Origin of the sequence: Pseudomonas sp. RC2C2, assembly GCF_018390435.1 — a bacterium.
Lineage (GTDB): Bacteria > Pseudomonadota > Gammaproteobacteria > Pseudomonadales > Pseudomonadaceae > Aquipseudomonas > Aquipseudomonas donghuensis.
The window spans coordinates 3,640,072-3,657,603 of the sequence record NZ_JAHBAX010000001.1; the positions used below are offsets into that span (position 1 = coordinate 3,640,072).

Below are 17,532 nucleotides of genomic sequence, written 5' to 3' on the forward strand. Positions count from 1 at the left end.
ATGATGCGCAGCCATTATTGCGGCCAACTGAACGAGAGCCTGGAAGGTCAGGAAATTACCCTTTGCGGATGGGTCCATCGTCGCCGCGACCACGGCGGGGTGATTTTCCTCGATATCCGTGATCGCGAAGGCATGGCCCAGGTCGTCTTCGACCCGGATCGCGCAGCAAGCTTCGCCGCCGCCGATCGCGTGCGCAGCGAATACGTGGTGCAGATCACCGGCAAGGTGCGTCCGCGTCCGGCGGGTGCGGTCAACGCCAACATGGCGTCTGGCGCCATCGAAGTGCTGGGTTACGAGCTGACCGTACTGAACGAAGCAGAAACGCCGCCGTTCCCGCTCAACGAATACTCCGACGTTGGCGAAGAAACCCGCCTGCGCTATCGCTTCATCGACCTGCGTCGCCCGGAAATGGCCGAGAAGCTGCGCCTGCGCTCGCGGATCACTACCAGCATCCGCCGCTTCCTCGATGAAAACGGCTTCCTCGACGTCGAAACGCCGATCCTCACCCGTGCCACCCCCGAGGGCGCGCGCGACTACCTGGTGCCAAGCCGTACCCATGCCGGTAGCTTCTTCGCCTTGCCGCAATCGCCGCAGCTGTTCAAGCAACTGCTGATGGTGGCCGGCTTCGACCGCTACTACCAGATCGCCAAGTGCTTCCGTGACGAAGACCTGCGCGCCGACCGTCAGCCGGAATTCACCCAGATCGACATCGAGACCAGCTTCCTCGATGAGTCCGAGATCATGGGCCTGACCGAAAGCATGATCCGCAAGCTGTTCAAGGAAGTCCTGGACCTGGAATTCGGCGAATTCCCGCACATGACCTTTGAAGAAGCCATGCGCCGCTACGGTTCCGACAAGCCGGACCTGCGTATCCCGCTGGAACTGGTCGACGTTGCCGACCAGCTCAAGGAAGTCGAATTCAAGGTCTTCAGCGGCCCGGCCAACGATCCGAAGAGCCGCGTTGCCGCCCTGCGCGTGCCGGGTGGCGCGAGCATGCCGCGCAGCCGCATCGACGAGTACACCAAGTTCGTGGGCATCTACGGTGCCAAGGGCCTGGCGTACATCAAGGTCAACGAGCGCGCCAAGGGCGTCGACGGCCTGCAGTCGCCGATCGTCAAGAACATCCCAGAGGCCAACCTCAACGTGATCCTTGATCGCGTGGGCGCGGTCGATGGTGACATCGTGTTCTTCGGCGCCGACAAGGCCAAGATCGTCAGCGAGGCGCTGGGCGCCCTGCGCATCAAGGTCGGTAACGATTTCAACCTGCACACCTGCGAGTGGGCCCCGATGTGGGTGGTTGACTTCCCGATGTTCGAAGAGAACGACGACGGCAGCTTCACCGCCCTGCATCACCCGTTCACCGCGCCAAAATGCAGCCCCGAAGAGCTGGAGGCCAACCCGGCCACCGCGCTGTCGCGTGCCTACGACATGGTCCTCAACGGTACCGAGCTGGGTGGCGGTTCGATCCGTATTCACCGCAAAGAGATGCAACAGGCGGTCTTCCGTCTGCTGGGTATCGAAGCGGCTGAACAGGAAGAGAAATTCGGCTTCCTGCTCGACGCCCTGAAGTTCGGCGCACCGCCGCACGGCGGCCTGGCCTTCGGCCTGGACCGTCTGGTGATGCTGATGACCGGCGCCCAGTCGATTCGCGAAGTGATTGCCTTCCCGAAAACCCAGAGCGCCGCGTGCGTCATGACCCAGGCCCCGGGCCTGGTCGATGCCAAGGCCCTGCGTGAGTTGCATATCCGTCTGCGCGAACAGCCCAAGGCTGAGTAAGCGGACCCCGGGCGCATCCACATGGATGCGCCTTTGCGTTAAGGCGCATGAATTTCAAGGTCTCGGTCGGGCATGAGCGCGGCCGGGGCGTGGCATTGTTACAAAGGATTCGGAGTGCGTTATGGCTGGTCATTCCAAGTGGGCAAACATCAAGCACCGCAAAGAGCGCCAGGATGCCAAGCGAGGCAAGATCTTCACCAAGTGGATTCGTGAGCTGACCGTTGCCGCCAAGCAGGGCGGTGGCGACCCGGCCTCCAACCCGCGCTTGCGCCTGGCCCTGGACAAGGCGCTGGGAGCGAACATGAGCCGCGACATCATCGACCGGGCGGTTGCCCGTGGTGCTGGCACGGCCGAAGCCGACAACGTCGAAGAACTCAGCTACGAAGGTTACGGCCCCGGTGGCGTGGCGATCATGGTCGAGGCCATGACCGACAACCGCAACCGTACCGCAGCTGCGGTGCGTCATGCCTTCAGCAAATGCGGTGGTAACCTCGGTACTGATGGCTCGGTGGCCTACCTGTTCGAGCGCAAGGGGCAGATCAGTTTTGCCGCTGGCGTCGACGAAGATGCGCTGATGGAAGCGGCGATGGAGGCCGATGCCGACGACGTGGTCAGCAACGACGACGGCTCGTTCGATGTCTTCACCTCGTTCAACAGCTTCTATGCCGTGCGTAATGCCCTGGAAGAGGCCGGTTTCAAGGCTGCCGACGCCGAAATCGTCATGCAGCCGACCACCAGTGCCGAACTCGACCTGGACGGCGCGCAGAAGGTACTCAAGCTGATCGACATGCTTGAAGACCTGGACGACGTGCAGAACGTCTACTCCAATGCCGAAATTCCTGACGAAGTCATGGAGCAGCTCGGCTAAGCTTCGCTTCTGGTTTGTCCGAGGCCGGATCCGCCTGCAGATGCATTGCACCTGCGAGCCGGTCCGGCTTCTGTTTTTAGTACGGCGCGATCACGCGTCATTGAGTATGCAGGCGTTATGACTCTGATTCTTGGCATCGACCCTGGCTCGCGCATCACCGGCTATGGCGTGGTGCGCCATACTGGGCGCGGCTGCGAGTATGTGGCGTCCGGCTGTATCCGTACCGGCGCGGGCGAGCTGCCGGAGCGACTGCAGATCGTGTTTCGTGGCGTGCGCGAGATCATTCGCCAGCACGGCCCGGTGACCATGGGCATCGAGCGGGTGTTCATGGCACGCAACGCCGATTCGGCGCTCAAGCTCGGCCAGGCCCGCGGCGCGGCCATCGTCGCCGCCATCGAAGAAGGCCTGGAGATTGCCGAGTACAGCGCCACCCAGGTCAAGCAGGCGGTTGCCGGCACGGGGGGCGCCAACAAGGAGCAGGTGCAGATGATGGTCATGCATCTGCTTAAACTGACGCAGAAACCGCAGATCGACGCCTCCGACGCCCTGGCCATCGCCTTGTGCCACGCCCATACCCGCTCAAGCCTGGTGCCCCATGGCCTGGGGGCGGCGCGCAGTCGCAGCGGGCGTTTGCGGCTCTGATAGCATCATCTGCTGAAACACATTTTGCCCGGGCAATGCCATCGGCCATTGCATTTGCTGTTAGGGTTGACCGGTCGTTTGCCGGTGCCCATGAGGAAGGATCGGAACGTGATTGGACGTTTGCGCGGAACCCTGGCTGAAAAGCAGCCGCCGCACCTGATTGTCGATGTCAACGGCCTGGGCTACGAGCTCGAAGTGCCGATGACCACCCTGTACCGTCTGCCCAAGGTCGGTGAAGTGGTGACCTTGCACACCCACCTGGTGGTGCGCGAGGACGCTCATCTGTTGTATGGCTTTCATGAAAAGCGCGAGCGCGAGCTGTTTCGCGAGCTGATCCGTCTCAATGGCGTGGGTCCCAAACTGGCCCTGGCATTGATGTCGGGCCTGGAGGTCGACGAACTGGTACGCTGTGTCCAGGCCCAGGATGCTTCGGCCCTGGTCAAGGTCCCGGGGGTTGGTAAAAAGACTGCTGAGCGCCTGCTGGTCGAGCTCAAGGATCGTTTCAAGGCCTGGGAAACCTCTCCGGCCATGTTTGCCCTTGTGCCCAATGGTCCGCTACCGATTGCCAGCGTCTCCAGCGCCGAAGCGGATGCCGTCAGCGCGCTGATTTCCCTGGGCTACAAGCCTCAGGAAGCCAGCAAGGCCGTGGCCGCGGTGGATGCCAAGGGTCTTAGCAGCGAAGAGCTGATTCGTCGCAGTCTGAAGGGAATGATCTAAGTGATTGAAGCTGACCGCCTGATAGCCGCCACCGGACGTGACCGTGAAGAGGTCCAGGACCGGGCGATCCGCCCCTTGCGCCTGGCCGAATACATCGGCCAGCCGGTGGTGCGTGAGCAGATGGCCTTGTTCATCGAGGCTGCCCGTGGGCGCAACGAGTCCCTCGACCACACCCTGATCTTCGGTCCGCCGGGGCTGGGCAAGACCACCCTGGCCAACATCATCGCCCAGGAAATGGGCGTGTCGATCAAGAGCACGTCAGGGCCGATCCTCGAGCGTCCGGGGGACCTGGCCGCCTTGCTGACCAACCTCGAGCCTCACGATGTGCTGTTCATCGACGAAATCCATCGCCTGTCGCCCATCGTCGAAGAAGTGCTGTACCCGGCCATGGAAGACTTCCAGCTCGATATCATGATCGGTGAGGGGCCGGCGGCGCGCTCGATCAAGCTCGACCTGCCACCCTTTACCCTGGTCGGCGCCACCACGCGGGCCGGCATGCTGACCAACCCGCTGCGCGACCGTTTCGGCATCGTCCAGCGCCTTGAGTTCTACAACACCGAGGACCTGGCGACCATCGTCAGCCGTTCCGGTGGCATTCTCGGCTTGCCGATCGAAGACGAAGGCGCCTTCGAGATCGCCCGCCGGGCCCGTGGCACGCCGCGGATCGCCAATCGCCTGCTGCGGCGGGTGCGCGACTACGCCGAGGTGCGCGGCAAGGGCCATATCACCAAGCCGGTCGCCGACATGGCGCTGAACCTGCTGGATGTCGACGAGCGCGGCTTCGACCACCAGGACCGGCGCCTGCTGCTGACCATGATCGAGAAGTTCGATGGCGGCCCGGTCGGGGTCGACAGCCTGGCTGCGGCCATCAGTGAGGAGCGCCACACCATCGAGGATGTGCTCGAACCCTACCTGATCCAGCAGGGCTACATCATGCGCACGCCACGGGGGCGGGTGGTTACCCGTCACGCCTACCTGCATTTCGGCCTGAACATCCCCAACCGCCTGGGCGAATCGATCAGTGGCGAGGGTTTTTCTGCCCAGACCGATGAATGACAGATTTATCCAGCGTTTCTGTGGTCCTAACCGCGGGCATGCCTCAGTCGCGCTGGCAATACGACATAATCGATGAAAAACAGTTGCCGGGGCGGATTGGCAAGCTGAGGAGTTAGCACTAGAGTATGCGCGCGCAAAATGAGCTAGAGCCGTTCGCACATCGTTGTCGTGTCTATTACGAAGATACCGATGCCGGCGGCGTGGTGTATTACGTCAATTACCTGAAATTCATGGAACGTGCCCGCACCGAGCGGTTGCGTGACCTGGGCTTTGCCCAGTCGGCACTGGCGCAGGACAACCTGCTGTTCGTGGTCCACTCCAGCGAGGCGCGCTATCACGCGCCAGCGCGATTGGACGACGAATTGCGGGTTACCGCGCACGTGCTTGAATTGAACCGCGCCAGCCTGCGCTTCGTGCAGCAGGTATGGCGCGAAAAAGATGCAACGCTGCTCTGTGAGGGGCAGTTCCTGGTGGCCTGTGTGCGCGCCGATACTTTCAAACCCCGGGCCATCCCCCAAGCGCTGCGCGCGGCCTTTGCCGAGGCGGGCGATCCGGGTACTCATTCAAATGCAGGAGATTAAGCGTGGAAGCTAACGTCGTCGACCATACCTCCATGTGGAGCTTGGTCAGCAATGCCAGCATCGTGGTACAGCTGGTCATGCTGATTCTGGTGGCCGCATCGGTAACGTCATGGATCATGATTTTTCAGCGCAGCACCATGCTGCGCGCCGGTCGTCGTGCGCTGGACAGCTTTGAAGAGCGCTTCTGGTCGGGTATCGACCTGTCCAAGCTGTACCGTCAGGCTGGCAGCAACCCGGACCCTGATTCGGGCGTAGAGCAGGTGTTCCGCGCCGGCTTCAAGGAGTTCTCGCGTCTGCGCCAGCAGCCGGGCGTCGACCCCGATGCGGTCATGGAAGGCGTTGGCCGGGCCATGCGCGTCGCCATCTCCCGCGAGGAAGAGAAGCTCGAGCAGAGCCTGCCGTTCCTCGCCACTGTCGGTTCGACCAGCCCGTACATCGGCCTGTTCGGTACTGTCTGGGGCATCATGAACTCGTTCCGCGGCCTGGCCTCGGCGCAGCAAGCGACCCTGGCCACTGTGGCCCCGGGTATCGCCGAAGCCCTGATCGCCACCGCGATCGGCCTGTTCGCCGCGATCCCTGCGGTTATTGCCTACAACCGTTTCGCTGCCCGCAGTGAAGTCTTGATCGGCCGCTACTACACGTTCGCCGACGAGTTCCAGGCCATCCTGCACCGTAAAGTGCACACCAGCGAAGAGTGATCAGGTAAAAGCCCATGGCCCGAGTTCGCCACAAACGCAAGCCGGTCGCCGAAATGAACGTGGTGCCATACATCGACGTGATGCTGGTACTGCTGGTGATTTTCATGGTGACCGCACCGATGCTCAACCAGGGCGTGAAGGTCGACCTGCCCAAGGTTTCCAGCGAAGCCTTGCCGCAGGACAACAACACCCAGGTCCTGACCATTTCGATCAAGGCTGACAAGACCTACTACTGGAACCTTGGCAGCGAAGTCGACACCGACAAGCAGATGGACAAGGCCATGACCTTGCCGCAAATGACCGACGCCGTGACCAAGATCATCGGCGCCGGCCGTGACCAGGGCAAGCAGACCCAGGTCTTCATCCGTGGCGACAAGTCCGTCGACTACGGTGCGGTCATGGGTGCCATGGGCGGGTTGCAGAAGGCAGGTGTCGGTAACGTTGGCCTGATTACCGAGGCGCCCTGATGCAACAGCGAGAGCCATCCGCCTCGGAAAGCTATTTCTGGCCCAGCGTCTGGGCCATTGCGCTGCACGTTCTGGTGTTCGGCATGCTGTTCGTCAGTTTTGCCATGACCCCGGAACTGCCGCCGGCCAAGCCTATTGTCCAGGCAACCCTGTACCAGCTCAAATCCAAGAGTCAGGCCACCACCCAGACCAATCAGAAGATTGCCGGTGAAGCCAAGAAGACTGCTTCGCGTCAAACCGAAGAAGAGCAGATGGAGCAGAAGAAGGTCGAGCAGCAGGCAGTGAAGGCTGCGGAACAAAAGAAAGAAGAAGCGGCTCAAAAGGCCGAAGAGGCGCGAGCCGAAGCCGAAGCGAAAAAAGCCGAACAAGCCGAGAAGGCTGAAGAAGCGAAGAAAACCGCCGAAGCCAAGAAGGCCGAAGAGGCGAAAAAGGCCGCCGAGAAGCAACAGGCCGACATCGCCAAGAAGAAGGCCGAAGAGGAAGCCAAGAAAAAGGCTGACGAAGAGGCCAAGAAGCAGGCGGCTGAAGAAGCCAAGAAAAAAGCAGCCGAGGACGCCAAGAAGAAGGCGGCCGAGGATGCCAAGAAGAAAGCAGTGGCCGAGGAAGCGAAGAAAAAGGCCGCTGAAGACGCCAAGAAGAAAGCTGCAGCCGATGCGGCCAAGAAGAAGGCACAGGATGCAGCCCGCAAGGCGGCGGAAGACAAGAAAGCCCAGGCCCTGGCCGAGCTTCTGTCCGACACCACCGAACGGCAGCAAGCCCTGGCTGACGAGCAGGGTGATCAGGTAGCCGGCGACTTCGACGATCTGATTCGTGCACGTGCGGCCGAGGGTTGGGCACGTCCACCTTCTGCGCGCAAGAACATGACGGTGGTCCTGCAGATCGGCATGTTGCCGGATGGCACCATTACCTCGGTGAGCGTAGCCCGCTCCAGTGGTGACGGTCCGTTTGACAGCTCGGCTGTGGCAGCGGTCAAGAACATTGGTCGTTTAACCGAAATGCAGGGCTTGAAACCGAGCGAATTCAATCCCTATCGTTCATTCAAGATGACATTCACACCTGAGGATCTAGCCTTGTGATTAACCTTCTTCGAGGACTGCTGGTCGTTCTCTGCTGCGCAGCAGGGTTGGCCGTAGCAGATGAAAAGAACATTCTGGTCACCAGCGGTAGCGATCGCGCCACGCCGATCGCCGTCGTGCCGTTCGGTCTGCAGGGCGGCAGCGTGCTGCCTGAAGACATGGCTGACATCATTGGTAATGACCTGCGCAACTCCGGTTATTACTCGCCGATCCCTCGGCAGAACATGATCAGCCAGCCGAGCCAGGCCAGCGAAGTGATCTTCCGCGACTGGAAAGCCCTGGGCGCCCAGTACGTGATGGTCGGCAGCATTGTGCCAGCGGGCGGTCGCCTGCAGGTGCAGTACACCCTGTTCAACGTCGCCACCGAGCAGCAAGTGCTGACCGGCAGCGTCTCGGGCGGCGTCGATCAACTGCGCGACATGTCGCACTACATCGCCGACCAGTCGTTCGAAAAACTCACCGGCATCAAGGGTGCGTTCTCCACCCGCATGCTCTATGTGACCGCCGAGCGCTTCTCGACCAACAACACCCGTTACACCCTGCAGCGTTCGGACTACGACGGTGCGCGGGCGGTAACCCTGCTGCAATCGCGTGAGCCGATCCTGTCGCCGCGCTTTGCACCAGACGGCAAGCGTATTGCCTACGTGTCGTTCGAGCAGAAGCGTCCGCGCATCTTCGTTCAGCACATCGACACCGGCCGCCGTGAGCAGATCACCAACTTCGAAGGCCTCAACGGTGCGCCAGCCTGGTCGCCGGATGGTTCGCGCCTGGCGTTCGTGCTGTCCAAGGACGGTAACCCGGACATCTACGTGATGAACATGGGCTCGCGCCAGCTGTCGCGCGTGACTGCAGGTCCTGGTATCAATACCGAACCGTTCTGGGGTAAAGATGGCTCGACTATCTACTTCACCTCCGACCGTGGTGGTAAACCACAAATCTACAAAACCAATGTTTCCGGCGGTGGTGCAGAGCGGGTAACTTTTGTGGGTAACTACAACGCCAACCCTAAACTGTCGGCGGATGAAAAGACCCTGGTGATGATTCATCGCCAACAAGGTTTCACCAACTTCAAAGTGGCTGCACAAGATTTGCAACGCGGTAGTGTAAAGATTCTCTCCGAGACCAGTCTTGATGAGTCACCCACTGTTGCGCCCAACGGCACCATGCTAATCTACGCCACCCGCCAGCAGGGCCGGGGAGTCTTGATGCTCGTCTCTCTCAATGGACGCGTGAGGCTCCCGCTTCCTACCGCTCAAGGCGAAGTCAGAGAACCGTCCTGGTCCCCTTACCTGAACTGACGCGGCGCTTTACGTTTTACTTAACACACTGGGGTTCATTAGGAGTTTCACGATGGAAATGCTGAAGTTTGGTAAGTTTGCTGCGCTGGCTCTGGCCATGGCCGTAGCTGTAGGTTGCTCCTCCAAGGGCGGTGATGACGCTGGCCAAGGCCAAGTCGATCCTAACGCTGGCTACGGTGCCAACACTGGCGCTGTTGACGGCAGCCTGAGCGAAGAAGCTGCTCTGCGCGCAATCACCACCTTCTACTTCGAATACGACAGCTCGGACCTGAAGCCAGAAGCCATGCGCGCTCTGGACGTTCATGCCAAGGACCTGAAAGGCAACGGCGCTCGCGTCGTGCTGGAAGGTAACACCGACGAGCGTGGTACTCGCGAATACAACATGGCTCTGGGCGAGCGTCGTGCGAAAGCCGTTCAACGCTACCTGGTTCTGCAAGGCGTTTCTCCTGCCCAGCTGGAACTGGTTTCCTACGGCGAAGAGCGTCCAGTTGCTACCGGCAACGACGAGCAGTCCTGGGCTCAGAACCGTCGCGTCGAACTGCGTAAGTAATTCGATATGCGAACGTGCCGTCGTGCTGTAACCGTCCTGGCTCTCACCCTGCCTCTCATGGCCTGGGCTGAGGTTCCTGTTGTTGATGACAACGCAGGCTATAGCGGCGCAAGCAGCTATCCACCTGCGGGTTATGGTACGAACGGCGCCTATGCCGGGGGAGGGGTTACGGCCCCTGCCTCGGCACAGGGCCAGCTGTTCATGCAACTGCAGCAAATGCAGGAGCAGATTGCGCGTCAACAAGGCATCATTGAAGAGCTGCAAAATGATGTATCACGCATGAAACAGGAGAGCCTGGAGCGTTACCAGGACCTGGATCGGCGTATCGGAAGCGGTGTAGCACCTGCCGCGACTCCGACCAATTCCCCTACCGGTGGCGAAGCCGCTGCCGGTGCTGCTGCAGGCGCCGCCGCCGGTGCTGCCGCCGGCCAACAGCCTGCCGCCAGCAGCGAACCTGGTGATCCGGCGAAAGAGAAGCTCTACTACGACGCTGCTTTCGACCTGATCAAAGCCAAGGATTTCGACAAGGCCAGCCAGGCGTTCAACGCCTTCCTGCGCAAATACCCGAACAGTCAGTACGCCGGCAACGCCCAGTACTGGCTCGGTGAAGTAAACCTGGCCAAGGGCGACCTGCAAGCTGCAGGGCAAGCCTTCGCCAAGGTCAGCCAGCTGTATCCCAAGCACAACAAGGTGCCGGACTCGCTGTACAAGCTGGCCGATGTAGAACGCCGCCTGGGTCACACCGACCGGGTCAAGGGCATTCTCCAGCAGGTGGTTACCCAGTACCCGGGGACCTCGGCTGCACAACTGGCCCAGCGTGACCTGCAAAAGCTCTGAACCAGCCGTTTTAGAAGAAACCCGCGCTAGTCGCGGGTTTTTTCGTTAGAATCATTGCCCTTTTATGAAACACGCTGCTGCGAACTACGCGATGACGGGTTCTCAGCGGTGCCTGACGGAGGCGGACAGCCTGTTTAGCTGTTACGCCCGTGGCGACTATGCAAGACACATTACGTATCACCGAAGTTTTTTACTCTTTGCAGGGTGAAACGCGTACCGCTGGGCTGCCCACGGTATTCGTCCGCCTCACCGGCTGCCCGTTGCGTTGCCAGTATTGCGACAGCGAATACGCCTTCAGCGGCGGCAGCATCCGCACCCTCGATTCGATCCTCGACCAGGTCGCCGGTTACAAGCCGCGCTACGTGTGCGTCACCGGTGGTGAGCCGCTGGCCCAGCCCAATGCCATTCCTTTGCTCAAGCAGTTGTGTGACGCCGGTTACGACGTTTCGCTGGAGACCAGTGGCGCCCTGGATATTTCCAAGGTCGACACCCGGGTCAGCCGCGTCGTCGACCTCAAGACCCCAGGCTCGGAGGAAGTGCACCGCAACCGTTACGAGAACATCGAACTGCTGACCCCCAACGATCAGGTCAAGTTCGTTATCTGTTCCCGTGAAGACTATGACTGGGCGGTGTCCAAACTCATTCAGTACGGCCTGGAAAAACGCGCCGGCGAAGTGCTGTTCTCGCCAAGCCACCATCAGGTGAACGCCACCGACCTGGCCGACTGGATCGTGGCCGATAATTTGCCGGTTCGCTTTCAGATGCAGCTGCACAAGCTGCTGTGGAACGACGAACCGGGACGCTGACAGGAGTGATGCAATGACTGAGAAACGTGCGGTAATTCTGCTTTCCGGCGGCCTGGACTCGGCCACCGTGGTTGCCATGGCCAAGGCCGAAGGCTATAGCTGCTACACCATGAGCTTCGATTACGGCCAGCGCCATCGCGCTGAGCTGAACGCCGCCGCGCGGGTTGCCCGTGACCTGGGCGTGGTCGAGCACAAGGTCATTGGCCTGAACCTGGACGGTATTGGCGGTTCGGCCCTGACCGATAGCAGCATCGATGTACCCGAGGCGCCGAGCGAGGGCATCCCGGTCACCTACGTGCCTGCGCGCAATACGGTGTTCCTGTCCCTGGCCCTGGGCTGGGCAGAGGTGCTTGAGGCCCGCGATATCTTCATCGGCGTCAACGCCGTGGATTATTCCGGCTACCCGGATTGCCGTCCTGAGTTCGTCGAGGCTTTCGAGCGCATGGCAAATCTTGCCACCAAAGCCGGTGTCGAAGGGCGAGGCTTTCGCATCCAGGCACCGCTGCAGAACCTCAGCAAGGCGCAGATCGTCCAGGCCGGCATGGCCCGTGGGGTCGATTACAGCCTGACCGTTTCTTGCTATCAGGCCGATGGTGAAGGCCGTGCCTGCGGTAAATGCGACAGCTGCCGCCTGCGCGCCGAGGGCTTCAAAGCCGCCGGTGTAGAGGACCCGACCCGATATTTTTAAATTATTTTGCGATGGGGTGTTGATTTCCTGTTAGAAATCAGTATTATACGCGCCATCCAACGGGTCGTTAGCTCAGTTGGTAGAGCAGTTGGCTTTTAACCAATTGGTCGTAGGTTCGAATCCTACACGACCCACCATACGCTGTAAGAGAAAGCCCGCGTCCTGCAAAGGTCGCGGGCTTTTTCGTTTCTGTGGGAGCGGGCTTGCCCCGCGATTGCGATATGAAGGACATACGCAATCGCGAGGCAGGTTGCACCCTCGCTCCTACCAATCAGAACGCGTAGGTCGCCGAGAGAATCGCCGAACGCGCATCGCCATACTCGATTGCCGAAGAACGTGCCCCGGTACCATTTTGCTGACGGACACGTTCGACATAGTCCTTGTTGAACAGGTTGTTGACGTTCAGCTGCAGATCCAGGTCCTCGTTGACCCGGTACGCCACCATCGCATTGTGCAGCCAATAGGCGTCAAGTTTGGCGCTGGTGCTGGAGGTCACGTTGCGTTCGCTGACGTAGCGCGCGCCATAGCCCAGGGTCCAGCCAGCAGGCAGCTCGTAGGTGGTCCACAGGTTGAGCGAGCGTGGCGGGGTGTTGCCCAGCGCCTGGCCTTCACGGGCAATACCGGCTGCGGTGTCGGCGGCCTTGAGGGTTTCACTGTCGAGGAAGGTGTAGTTGGCGAACACATCCCACTGTTCAGTGATGTGCCCGGTCACGCCGACTTCCACGCCCTGTACGCGCTGCTTGCCGGCCAGTTGGGTCGAGCCGTCGGCCATGGTTTCGCGCGCGTTGGTCTTCTCGACGCGAAACAGGGCGGCGTCCAGCTCCAGGCGTTTGTCGAGCAACTCCCATTTGGTGCCCAGTTCCCAGGTCTGGTTTTTCTCCGGGGCGAGGTTTTCAGTGGTAGCACTCAGGCCGCCGCCGGTGGAGGCCAGGCTTTCGGCGGAGGGGTTGAAGGAGTTGCCCCAAGCCAGGTAGATGCGCCCATTCTCAGTCGGCTTGTAGACCAGCCCGGCGCGGCCACTGAGTTTCTCGTCGCTCGATTCGAAGTCGGAGGTGCGCACGCGGGCGGCGTCGTACCCCTGGGCCTCGCCTTTGAACATGTCGTAGCGCAGCCCCAGGTTCAGGTCCCATTGCTCATGCAGGGCAATCGTGTCGAACACGTACAGCGCCTGGTTGTTCAGCTCGGTCTCGGTGTAGCCGCTGGTGGCCTTGTTGGCCGGCCCCGACCAATACCCCGGCGGGTTGCTCAGGTCGTAGCCGTTGGCAGGGTACAGGGCGTTGCTCAGCCCATAGCCGTAGGTTTTCAGGTCCAGGGTTTCACGTGACACTTCAATGCCGCTGACCAGGTCGTGACGCATGCCCAGCACGTTGAAGTTGCTGATCAGGTTGGTCTGGTTAATCCACATTTCGGTGGTCGCGTCGCGGCCATAGCCTTGCGGGCCTGCGGGGCGGTAACGGCCCGGGGGGACGCCGGTGGTATTGACGTGGGAAGCGGATACCGTGGTATCGCGGGCGATATGGCTGTAGCGCGTGAGGTTCTGCAGGCGCAGGTTGTCGTTGAAATCATGTTCGAAGTTGGCGGTCAGCGAGCTCTGCTCGATCTCTTCCTTGTCGAGGTTCCTCCAGCCGAAATAGTCGTCGCGGTTAACCCCTGCCAGGCGTTTGCCGTCCAGGGCCGGTACGCCGTAGTCAGGCAGGTTGTCATCGACCTGGTGGAAGGCGCTCAGGGTCAGGCGCGTGGACTCGCTCAGGCCCAGGCGCAGGGACGGCGCGACACCCCAGCGTTCCCGGTCGATCTGCTCGCGACCGGCGACATCGTTCTGGTGGCCCATGAGGTTGATGCGAAATGCGCTGTCTTGCCCCACGCCTTCCAGCGGCTGGTTGCTGTCCAGGGTCATGCGGTAGTAGTTGTCGGTACCGACGCTGCCGCCCAGGCGGGTAAATGCCTGGTTCTGGGGCTGCTTGCTGATGATGTTGATGCTACCGCCGGTAGTGCCGGCACCGCCGAACACCGAGTTGGGGCCCTTGATGACTTCGACCTGCTCGATGTTGAAGGTGTCGGTGCGGTTGGTCTGCGCACTGTCGCGCAGGCCGTCGATCTGGATGTTGCTGTTGGCCGAGAAGCCGCGGATGTTGATGCTGTCGCCCGAACCGCCGCCGCCTTCGCCAGCGTTGAAGGTGATGCCGGAGACGTTGGACAGCACCTGGCGCAGGCTCAGGGCCTGCTGCTCCTTGATGACCTGGGAAGGCACCACGGTGATGGTTTGTGGCGTGTCGAGCAGTGATGTGGCGTACTTGCTCGAGGCCGAATGTTCGGTCTTGTAGTCACCGCCAGCCTGGGCGTCGACGTTGATGTTGTCCAGCTGTAGGGGGGAGGACGGTGCTTTGTCGGCGACGGCATAGCTTGAGACCGAGGCGACAGCCAGGCCGATTGCCGAAGCCATGAAGGGGCGGGAGGAACGACCGGGGGTGAGTTCGCGTGTCATGGGCGGAGCTACCTACACAAATAAAAACGCTGTTGTTTATGAGAATTATTAACAGATGCGTTTTTATGATAAGCGCCCTTGAAGCTTCAGCTTCACGCTCAGTTGTAACAAATAATTTCAAAAAACGGCTGCCCACGACCTTCAGCTGTCGCGGGCCCGTTCAAGGCCTCAGTGCACGTGCTGGCGCAGAAATGTTTCCATGCGTTCAGCTTCGGCCAGGTACTGTTCGAAACCGAGATTGCTGTACAGCTTGCCAGCCTTGATCCGCTTGGCGTCGCGACGCTGCTGCTCGGCGCGCTCGACCAGCGCTTTGCGCAAGGCGCCGGCACTGGCCTGCGATGCTTCAAGCAATGGTCGGGCCATGACTTCGGCGCTTTCCATGTGGCCCTGGGCAACGGCGCTCAGCACGGCGTTGGGGTCGCTCAAGGCACCCATGTCCAGCAAGCGGCAAGCCAATGCCGGAGTCACCTGGGCAGCCGCCACCAAGAGCGTGTCGGCTTGCACCGGGATGCCCTGGTCGAGCAACCAGTTGGCCGCTGCCAGGTGCCCGTGCTGCAGGCAGCACTCCAGGCTGGCGGCGTGCCCGCGCAGCGCCTCGCTCAGGTCGCAGCCGGCTTTGCGCAGGGCGTCCAGACGCTCGATGTCGCCGTGTTCGGCGGCATCGAGCATCGCCAGTTGGCGCAAGCGGGGCTGGTTGGCGAGGCTGCCGTCAGCCAGTGCCGGGCGCCAGTCCAGCACCCGTTGACGCAGCAATGCCGCCAGTCGGGCCTTGAGCGCCATGCCCGCTTCGCCGTCATTGTCCAGTTCATCCAGCGCTTCAAGCAGTTCGCTGGCGCTGCTGTATTCAGTCTCTGGGTCGAAGGGATCTGCTTCGTAGGCCAGCAGGCGCAACAGCGCGCCGACGTCATCGGCGATGCGGGCAAGGCTGTCCTGGTGCAGGCTGCCGGCCCAGGCTGGCGGCAGTCCACGGCTCCAGGCAATCACTGCGCCGTACTCGGGCCCTGGAGTGACGCACACGTACAGGCGTTCCAGGTACTCGAAACCACCGAACGGCAGGTAGTCCAGCTTGCCGCTCCATGGGTGCCCCGCTGCGCGGGCGGCTTCTTCGGCCTGCTCCAGTTCGTGCTCGATCCAGCCCCAAAGGTCGCGATAACCGTCGCTGCCCGGATAGAACAGTTCGCTGAAGGAAAACGGATGACGGTGGCCGTTGTAGACCACCTCCAGGTCATAGCCCACGCGACCGCCAAAGCAGGTTTGCCACAATCGCAGCAGTTGCTCAGGCACTGGGCCGTTCAGGTGGGTTTCGAGTCGGGCCAGGTTGGCTGCGTCAATGGGCGGTTGAGTGTCGAAGATCACGCAACCCTCGAACAGGGCCAGATGGTGGTCCTGCAACAGCTGACGTTCGGCGGGGGAGAGGTCCATTCGTGGTCCACCTTCAGATTGGGCCGCAGACTCTAGCACGCTATTAAACCGTCATTGTATTGCCCGCGTCCGTCACGCCGAATCGATCTAAACGCCACGGATGAGCGGGGTAAAATGGTATCGACGCTGTAGCGCAGGAGTCATGGCAATGAAATCCTTCAGCACACTTGCGTTAATCACTGCACTGGCCGCGGTACTGCAGGGCTGGCCTGCTCTGCAATTGCAGGCTGCGCAGTACCAGGAGCCGATTGACACGTCCGGGGTCAACCTGCAGCCTCAAGAGCAGAATGGCGTGAGCTACCTCACCGGCGGTATTGGTCTTGATGAGTCTCGGGCTATTCAGCAGGTCCAGGGCTACAACCTGCATCTGACCTTCTCGACCGGCCCGCAGAACGAGTATGCGCCGGACGTCGACCTGACGATTCAAGGGGGGCAGGGGCAAGCCCTGCTGCAACTGAATCAGGTTGGGCCGATGGTCTACGTCAAGCTGCCGCCGGGCAGATACAACCTGGTCGCCTCGCGTAATGGCGAGCAGCAGTTGAGCACAGTCACCCTTGTTCCGGGCCAGACTGGCAAGGTGAACCTGCACTGGAACCAGGTAAACTGAGCGGCGCCGGCACCCGGTTGGCCAGCAGTATGCCAAGGATCACCAGGGTGCCGCCGGCCAGCATGGCACCGGTCAGTTGCTCACCCAGCAGCAAGGCGCCGGCGACCACGGCGGTCAGCGGGTTGAGGGCGATGAAGCTGCCGGCCCGGGTCGGACCGATTTTAGCGATGGCATCGTAGTACATCACGTATGCCAGCGCGGAACCCACAGCCCCGAGATAGGCCAGGCAGAGGAGGTCGCGCGCCGTCAGCGCGCGTAGCGACGCGATGCTCATGCTGCCGTTGAGCGTAGCGTGCACACTGAGCATCGCCGCCCCGGCGAACACTGCATAGGTCACGGTGTGCAGCGCACCGATCTGTGTCACCACGCGGGTGCAGAAGACACTGAAGATCACCCAGCTCAGTACACAGCCGAAAATCAACCCATCGCCGATCCCGTTGCCCTGGCCGAGCGCCCCGGGGGCTCGGGCCAGCACCACCCAGCCGGCGCCCAGCAGGCACAGGGCGACGCCCAGCAGTTGGGCCCTGCCCAGGCGTTGCCTGAAGCACAGGTAGGCGACGATCGCCATGACGGCAGGATTGGTCGCAACGATCAGTGAGGCTCTGGAGGCGTCCGTGTACTGCAAGCCGTGGAAGAAGAACAGGGTATAGGCATAGATCCCGAAAAAGCCCAGCCCCACGATGTGCACGAGCTGCGCTGTGTTGACCCGCACCAAGCCTTGTTTCGAAACCATCAGGATGAGCACCAGCACCGCACTAGCGAGGATGAAGCGCAGGCTGCCGAGAAACAGCGGGTCGATACCGCTGGCAAGGGCGCGTCCGGCGACGAAGGTGCCGCCCCAGATCATCGCGACCAGTGAGAGTTTCAGAAAGGTGCAAGCGTGAGTTGGCATGGGCGGCCCTGGCTGACGATGTGGCGTCGATACGCCATACTTGATCGAATGCCAACTCATAGGGAA

Annotated in this window: 18 protein-coding genes and 1 tRNA gene; 16 read left to right on the top strand and 3 right to left on the bottom strand. The window is 61.3% G+C overall.

Annotated features, from left to right (window positions below):
- The 15 genes from aspS (at position 1) to KHO53_RS16870 (ending at position 12,197) form a co-directional block, all read left to right on the top strand.
- Entirely contained in the window at positions 1-1,776 is a 1,776-nt protein-coding gene (aspS, locus tag KHO53_RS16800; protein ID WP_010223198.1) for an aspartate--tRNA ligase, read from the top strand.
- A gap of 121 nt (positions 1,777-1,897) precedes the next feature.
- The gene (locus tag KHO53_RS16805; protein WP_010223197.1) at positions 1,898-2,644 is read left to right on the top strand and encodes a YebC/PmpR family DNA-binding transcriptional regulator; all 747 of its coding nucleotides are present in this window, start codon (positions 1,898-1,900) and stop codon (positions 2,642-2,644) included.
- Between the two features lie 117 nt (positions 2,645-2,761).
- Positions 2,762-3,286 carry a crossover junction endodeoxyribonuclease RuvC gene (ruvC, locus tag KHO53_RS16810; protein WP_010223196.1) on the top strand — a complete coding sequence of 175 codons (525 nt, stop codon included), beginning with the start codon at positions 2,762-2,764 and terminating at the stop codon, positions 3,284-3,286.
- Positions 3,287-3,394: 108 nt separating this feature from the next.
- On the top strand, positions 3,395-4,003 hold the full coding sequence (ruvA, locus tag KHO53_RS16815; protein WP_010223195.1) for a Holliday junction branch migration protein RuvA: 609 nt from the start codon (positions 3,395-3,397) through the stop codon (positions 4,001-4,003).
- Positions 4,004-5,059 (top strand): Holliday junction branch migration DNA helicase RuvB, encoded by a 1,056-nt coding sequence (gene ruvB, locus KHO53_RS16820; RefSeq protein ID WP_010223194.1) that lies wholly within the window; start codon positions 4,004-4,006, stop codon positions 5,057-5,059.
- Positions 5,060-5,184: 125 nt separating this feature from the next.
- Positions 5,185-5,640, top strand: a complete 456-nt coding sequence (ybgC, locus tag KHO53_RS16825) for a tol-pal system-associated acyl-CoA thioesterase (protein ID WP_010223193.1) — start codon at positions 5,185-5,187, stop codon at positions 5,638-5,640.
- Positions 5,641-5,642: 2 nt separating this feature from the next.
- The gene (gene tolQ, locus KHO53_RS16830) at positions 5,643-6,338 is read left to right on the top strand and encodes a protein TolQ (protein ID WP_010223192.1); all 696 of its coding nucleotides are present in this window, start codon (positions 5,643-5,645) and stop codon (positions 6,336-6,338) included.
- Positions 6,339-6,352: 14 nt separating this feature from the next.
- Positions 6,353-6,805 carry a protein TolR gene (gene tolR / locus KHO53_RS16835; protein ID WP_010223191.1) on the top strand — a complete coding sequence of 151 codons (453 nt, stop codon included), beginning with the start codon at positions 6,353-6,355 and terminating at the stop codon, positions 6,803-6,805.
- Positions 6,805-7,881, top strand: coding sequence for a cell envelope integrity protein TolA (tolA, locus tag KHO53_RS16840; RefSeq protein ID WP_010223190.1), 1,077 nt, complete (start codon positions 6,805-6,807; stop codon positions 7,879-7,881). The genes tolR and tolA overlap by 1 nt, the downstream gene beginning before the upstream one ends.
- On the top strand, positions 7,878-9,179 hold the full coding sequence (tolB, locus tag KHO53_RS16845) for a Tol-Pal system beta propeller repeat protein TolB (protein ID WP_010223189.1): 1,302 nt from the start codon (positions 7,878-7,880) through the stop codon (positions 9,177-9,179). The genes tolA and tolB overlap by 4 nt, the downstream gene beginning before the upstream one ends.
- A 52-nt stretch (positions 9,180-9,231) precedes the next feature.
- The gene (pal, locus tag KHO53_RS16850) at positions 9,232-9,729 is read left to right on the top strand and encodes a peptidoglycan-associated lipoprotein Pal (RefSeq protein WP_010223188.1); all 498 of its coding nucleotides are present in this window, start codon (positions 9,232-9,234) and stop codon (positions 9,727-9,729) included.
- A gap of 6 nt (positions 9,730-9,735) precedes the next feature.
- Positions 9,736-10,566, top strand: coding sequence for a tol-pal system protein YbgF (gene ybgF, locus KHO53_RS16855; protein ID WP_213570531.1), 831 nt, complete (start codon positions 9,736-9,738; stop codon positions 10,564-10,566).
- A 158-nt stretch (positions 10,567-10,724) separates the two neighbouring features.
- Positions 10,725-11,372 carry a 7-carboxy-7-deazaguanine synthase QueE gene (queE, locus tag KHO53_RS16860; RefSeq protein WP_010223186.1) on the top strand — a complete coding sequence of 216 codons (648 nt, stop codon included), beginning with the start codon at positions 10,725-10,727 and terminating at the stop codon, positions 11,370-11,372.
- Positions 11,373-11,385: 13 nt separating this feature from the next.
- A complete protein-coding gene (gene queC, locus KHO53_RS16865) occupies positions 11,386-12,060 on the top strand; it encodes a 7-cyano-7-deazaguanine synthase QueC (RefSeq protein ID WP_010223185.1) in 675 nt (224 codons plus the stop codon).
- A gap of 61 nt (positions 12,061-12,121) precedes the next feature.
- A tRNA-Lys gene (locus KHO53_RS16870) sits at positions 12,122-12,197 on the top strand.
- Between the two features lie 134 nt (positions 12,198-12,331).
- Here the strand turns inward: KHO53_RS16870 and KHO53_RS16875 are convergent.
- Together KHO53_RS16875 and KHO53_RS16880 are read right to left on the bottom strand one after the other, a co-directional pair.
- A complete protein-coding gene (locus KHO53_RS16875) occupies positions 12,332-14,545 on the bottom strand; it encodes a TonB-dependent receptor (protein ID WP_213570532.1) in 2,214 nt (737 codons plus the stop codon).
- Positions 14,546-14,713: 168 nt separating this feature from the next.
- Entirely contained in the window at positions 14,714-15,967 is a 1,254-nt protein-coding gene (locus KHO53_RS16880) for an SMI1/KNR4 family protein (RefSeq protein WP_100783014.1), read from the bottom strand.
- 148 nt (positions 15,968-16,115) lie between these two features.
- On the opposite strand from KHO53_RS16880, the gene KHO53_RS16885 reads away from it, so the two are divergent.
- Entirely contained in the window at positions 16,116-16,574 is a 459-nt protein-coding gene (locus KHO53_RS16885) for a hypothetical protein (RefSeq protein ID WP_036994147.1), read from the top strand.
- Here the strand turns inward: KHO53_RS16885 and KHO53_RS16890 are convergent.
- On the bottom strand, positions 16,516-17,466 hold the full coding sequence (locus KHO53_RS16890; RefSeq protein WP_249684326.1) for a DMT family transporter: 951 nt from the start codon (positions 17,464-17,466) through the stop codon (positions 16,516-16,518). The two genes, KHO53_RS16885 and KHO53_RS16890, sit on opposite strands and share 59 nt — an antisense overlap.
- Positions 17,467-17,532: the final 66 nt, after the last annotated feature.

What these genes read in the sequence shown, in the direction of transcription:
- aspS (WP_010223198.1), top strand. Translation starts at nt 1, where the DNA reads ATGATGCGCAGCCATTATTGCGGCCAACTGAACGAGAGCCTGGAAGGT.
- KHO53_RS16805 (WP_010223197.1), top strand. Translation starts at nt 1,898, where the DNA reads ATGGCTGGTCATTCCAAGTGGGCAAACATCAAGCACCGCAAAGAGCGC.
- ruvC (WP_010223196.1), top strand. Translation starts at nt 2,762, where the DNA reads ATGACTCTGATTCTTGGCATCGACCCTGGCTCGCGCATCACCGGCTAT.
- ybgC (WP_010223193.1), top strand. Translation starts at nt 5,185, where the DNA reads ATGCGCGCGCAAAATGAGCTAGAGCCGTTCGCACATCGTTGTCGTGTC.
- tolR (WP_010223191.1), top strand. Translation starts at nt 6,353, where the DNA reads ATGGCCCGAGTTCGCCACAAACGCAAGCCGGTCGCCGAAATGAACGTG.
- tolA (WP_010223190.1), top strand. Translation starts at nt 6,805, where the DNA reads ATGCAACAGCGAGAGCCATCCGCCTCGGAAAGCTATTTCTGGCCCAGC.
- pal (WP_010223188.1), top strand. Translation starts at nt 9,232, where the DNA reads ATGGAAATGCTGAAGTTTGGTAAGTTTGCTGCGCTGGCTCTGGCCATG.
- ybgF (WP_213570531.1), top strand. Translation starts at nt 9,736, where the DNA reads ATGCGAACGTGCCGTCGTGCTGTAACCGTCCTGGCTCTCACCCTGCCT.
- queE (WP_010223186.1), top strand. Translation starts at nt 10,725, where the DNA reads ATGCAAGACACATTACGTATCACCGAAGTTTTTTACTCTTTGCAGGGT.
- queC (WP_010223185.1), top strand. Translation starts at nt 11,386, where the DNA reads ATGACTGAGAAACGTGCGGTAATTCTGCTTTCCGGCGGCCTGGACTCG.
- KHO53_RS16875 (WP_213570532.1), bottom strand. Translation starts at nt 14,545, where the DNA reads ATGACACGCGAACTCACCCCCGGTCGTTCCTCCCGCCCCTTCATGGCT.
- KHO53_RS16880 (WP_100783014.1), bottom strand. Translation starts at nt 15,967, where the DNA reads ATGGACCTCTCCCCCGCCGAACGTCAGCTGTTGCAGGACCACCATCTG.
- KHO53_RS16885 (WP_036994147.1), top strand. Translation starts at nt 16,116, where the DNA reads ATGAAATCCTTCAGCACACTTGCGTTAATCACTGCACTGGCCGCGGTA.
- KHO53_RS16890 (WP_249684326.1), bottom strand. Translation starts at nt 17,466, where the DNA reads ATGCCAACTCACGCTTGCACCTTTCTGAAACTCTCACTGGTCGCGATG.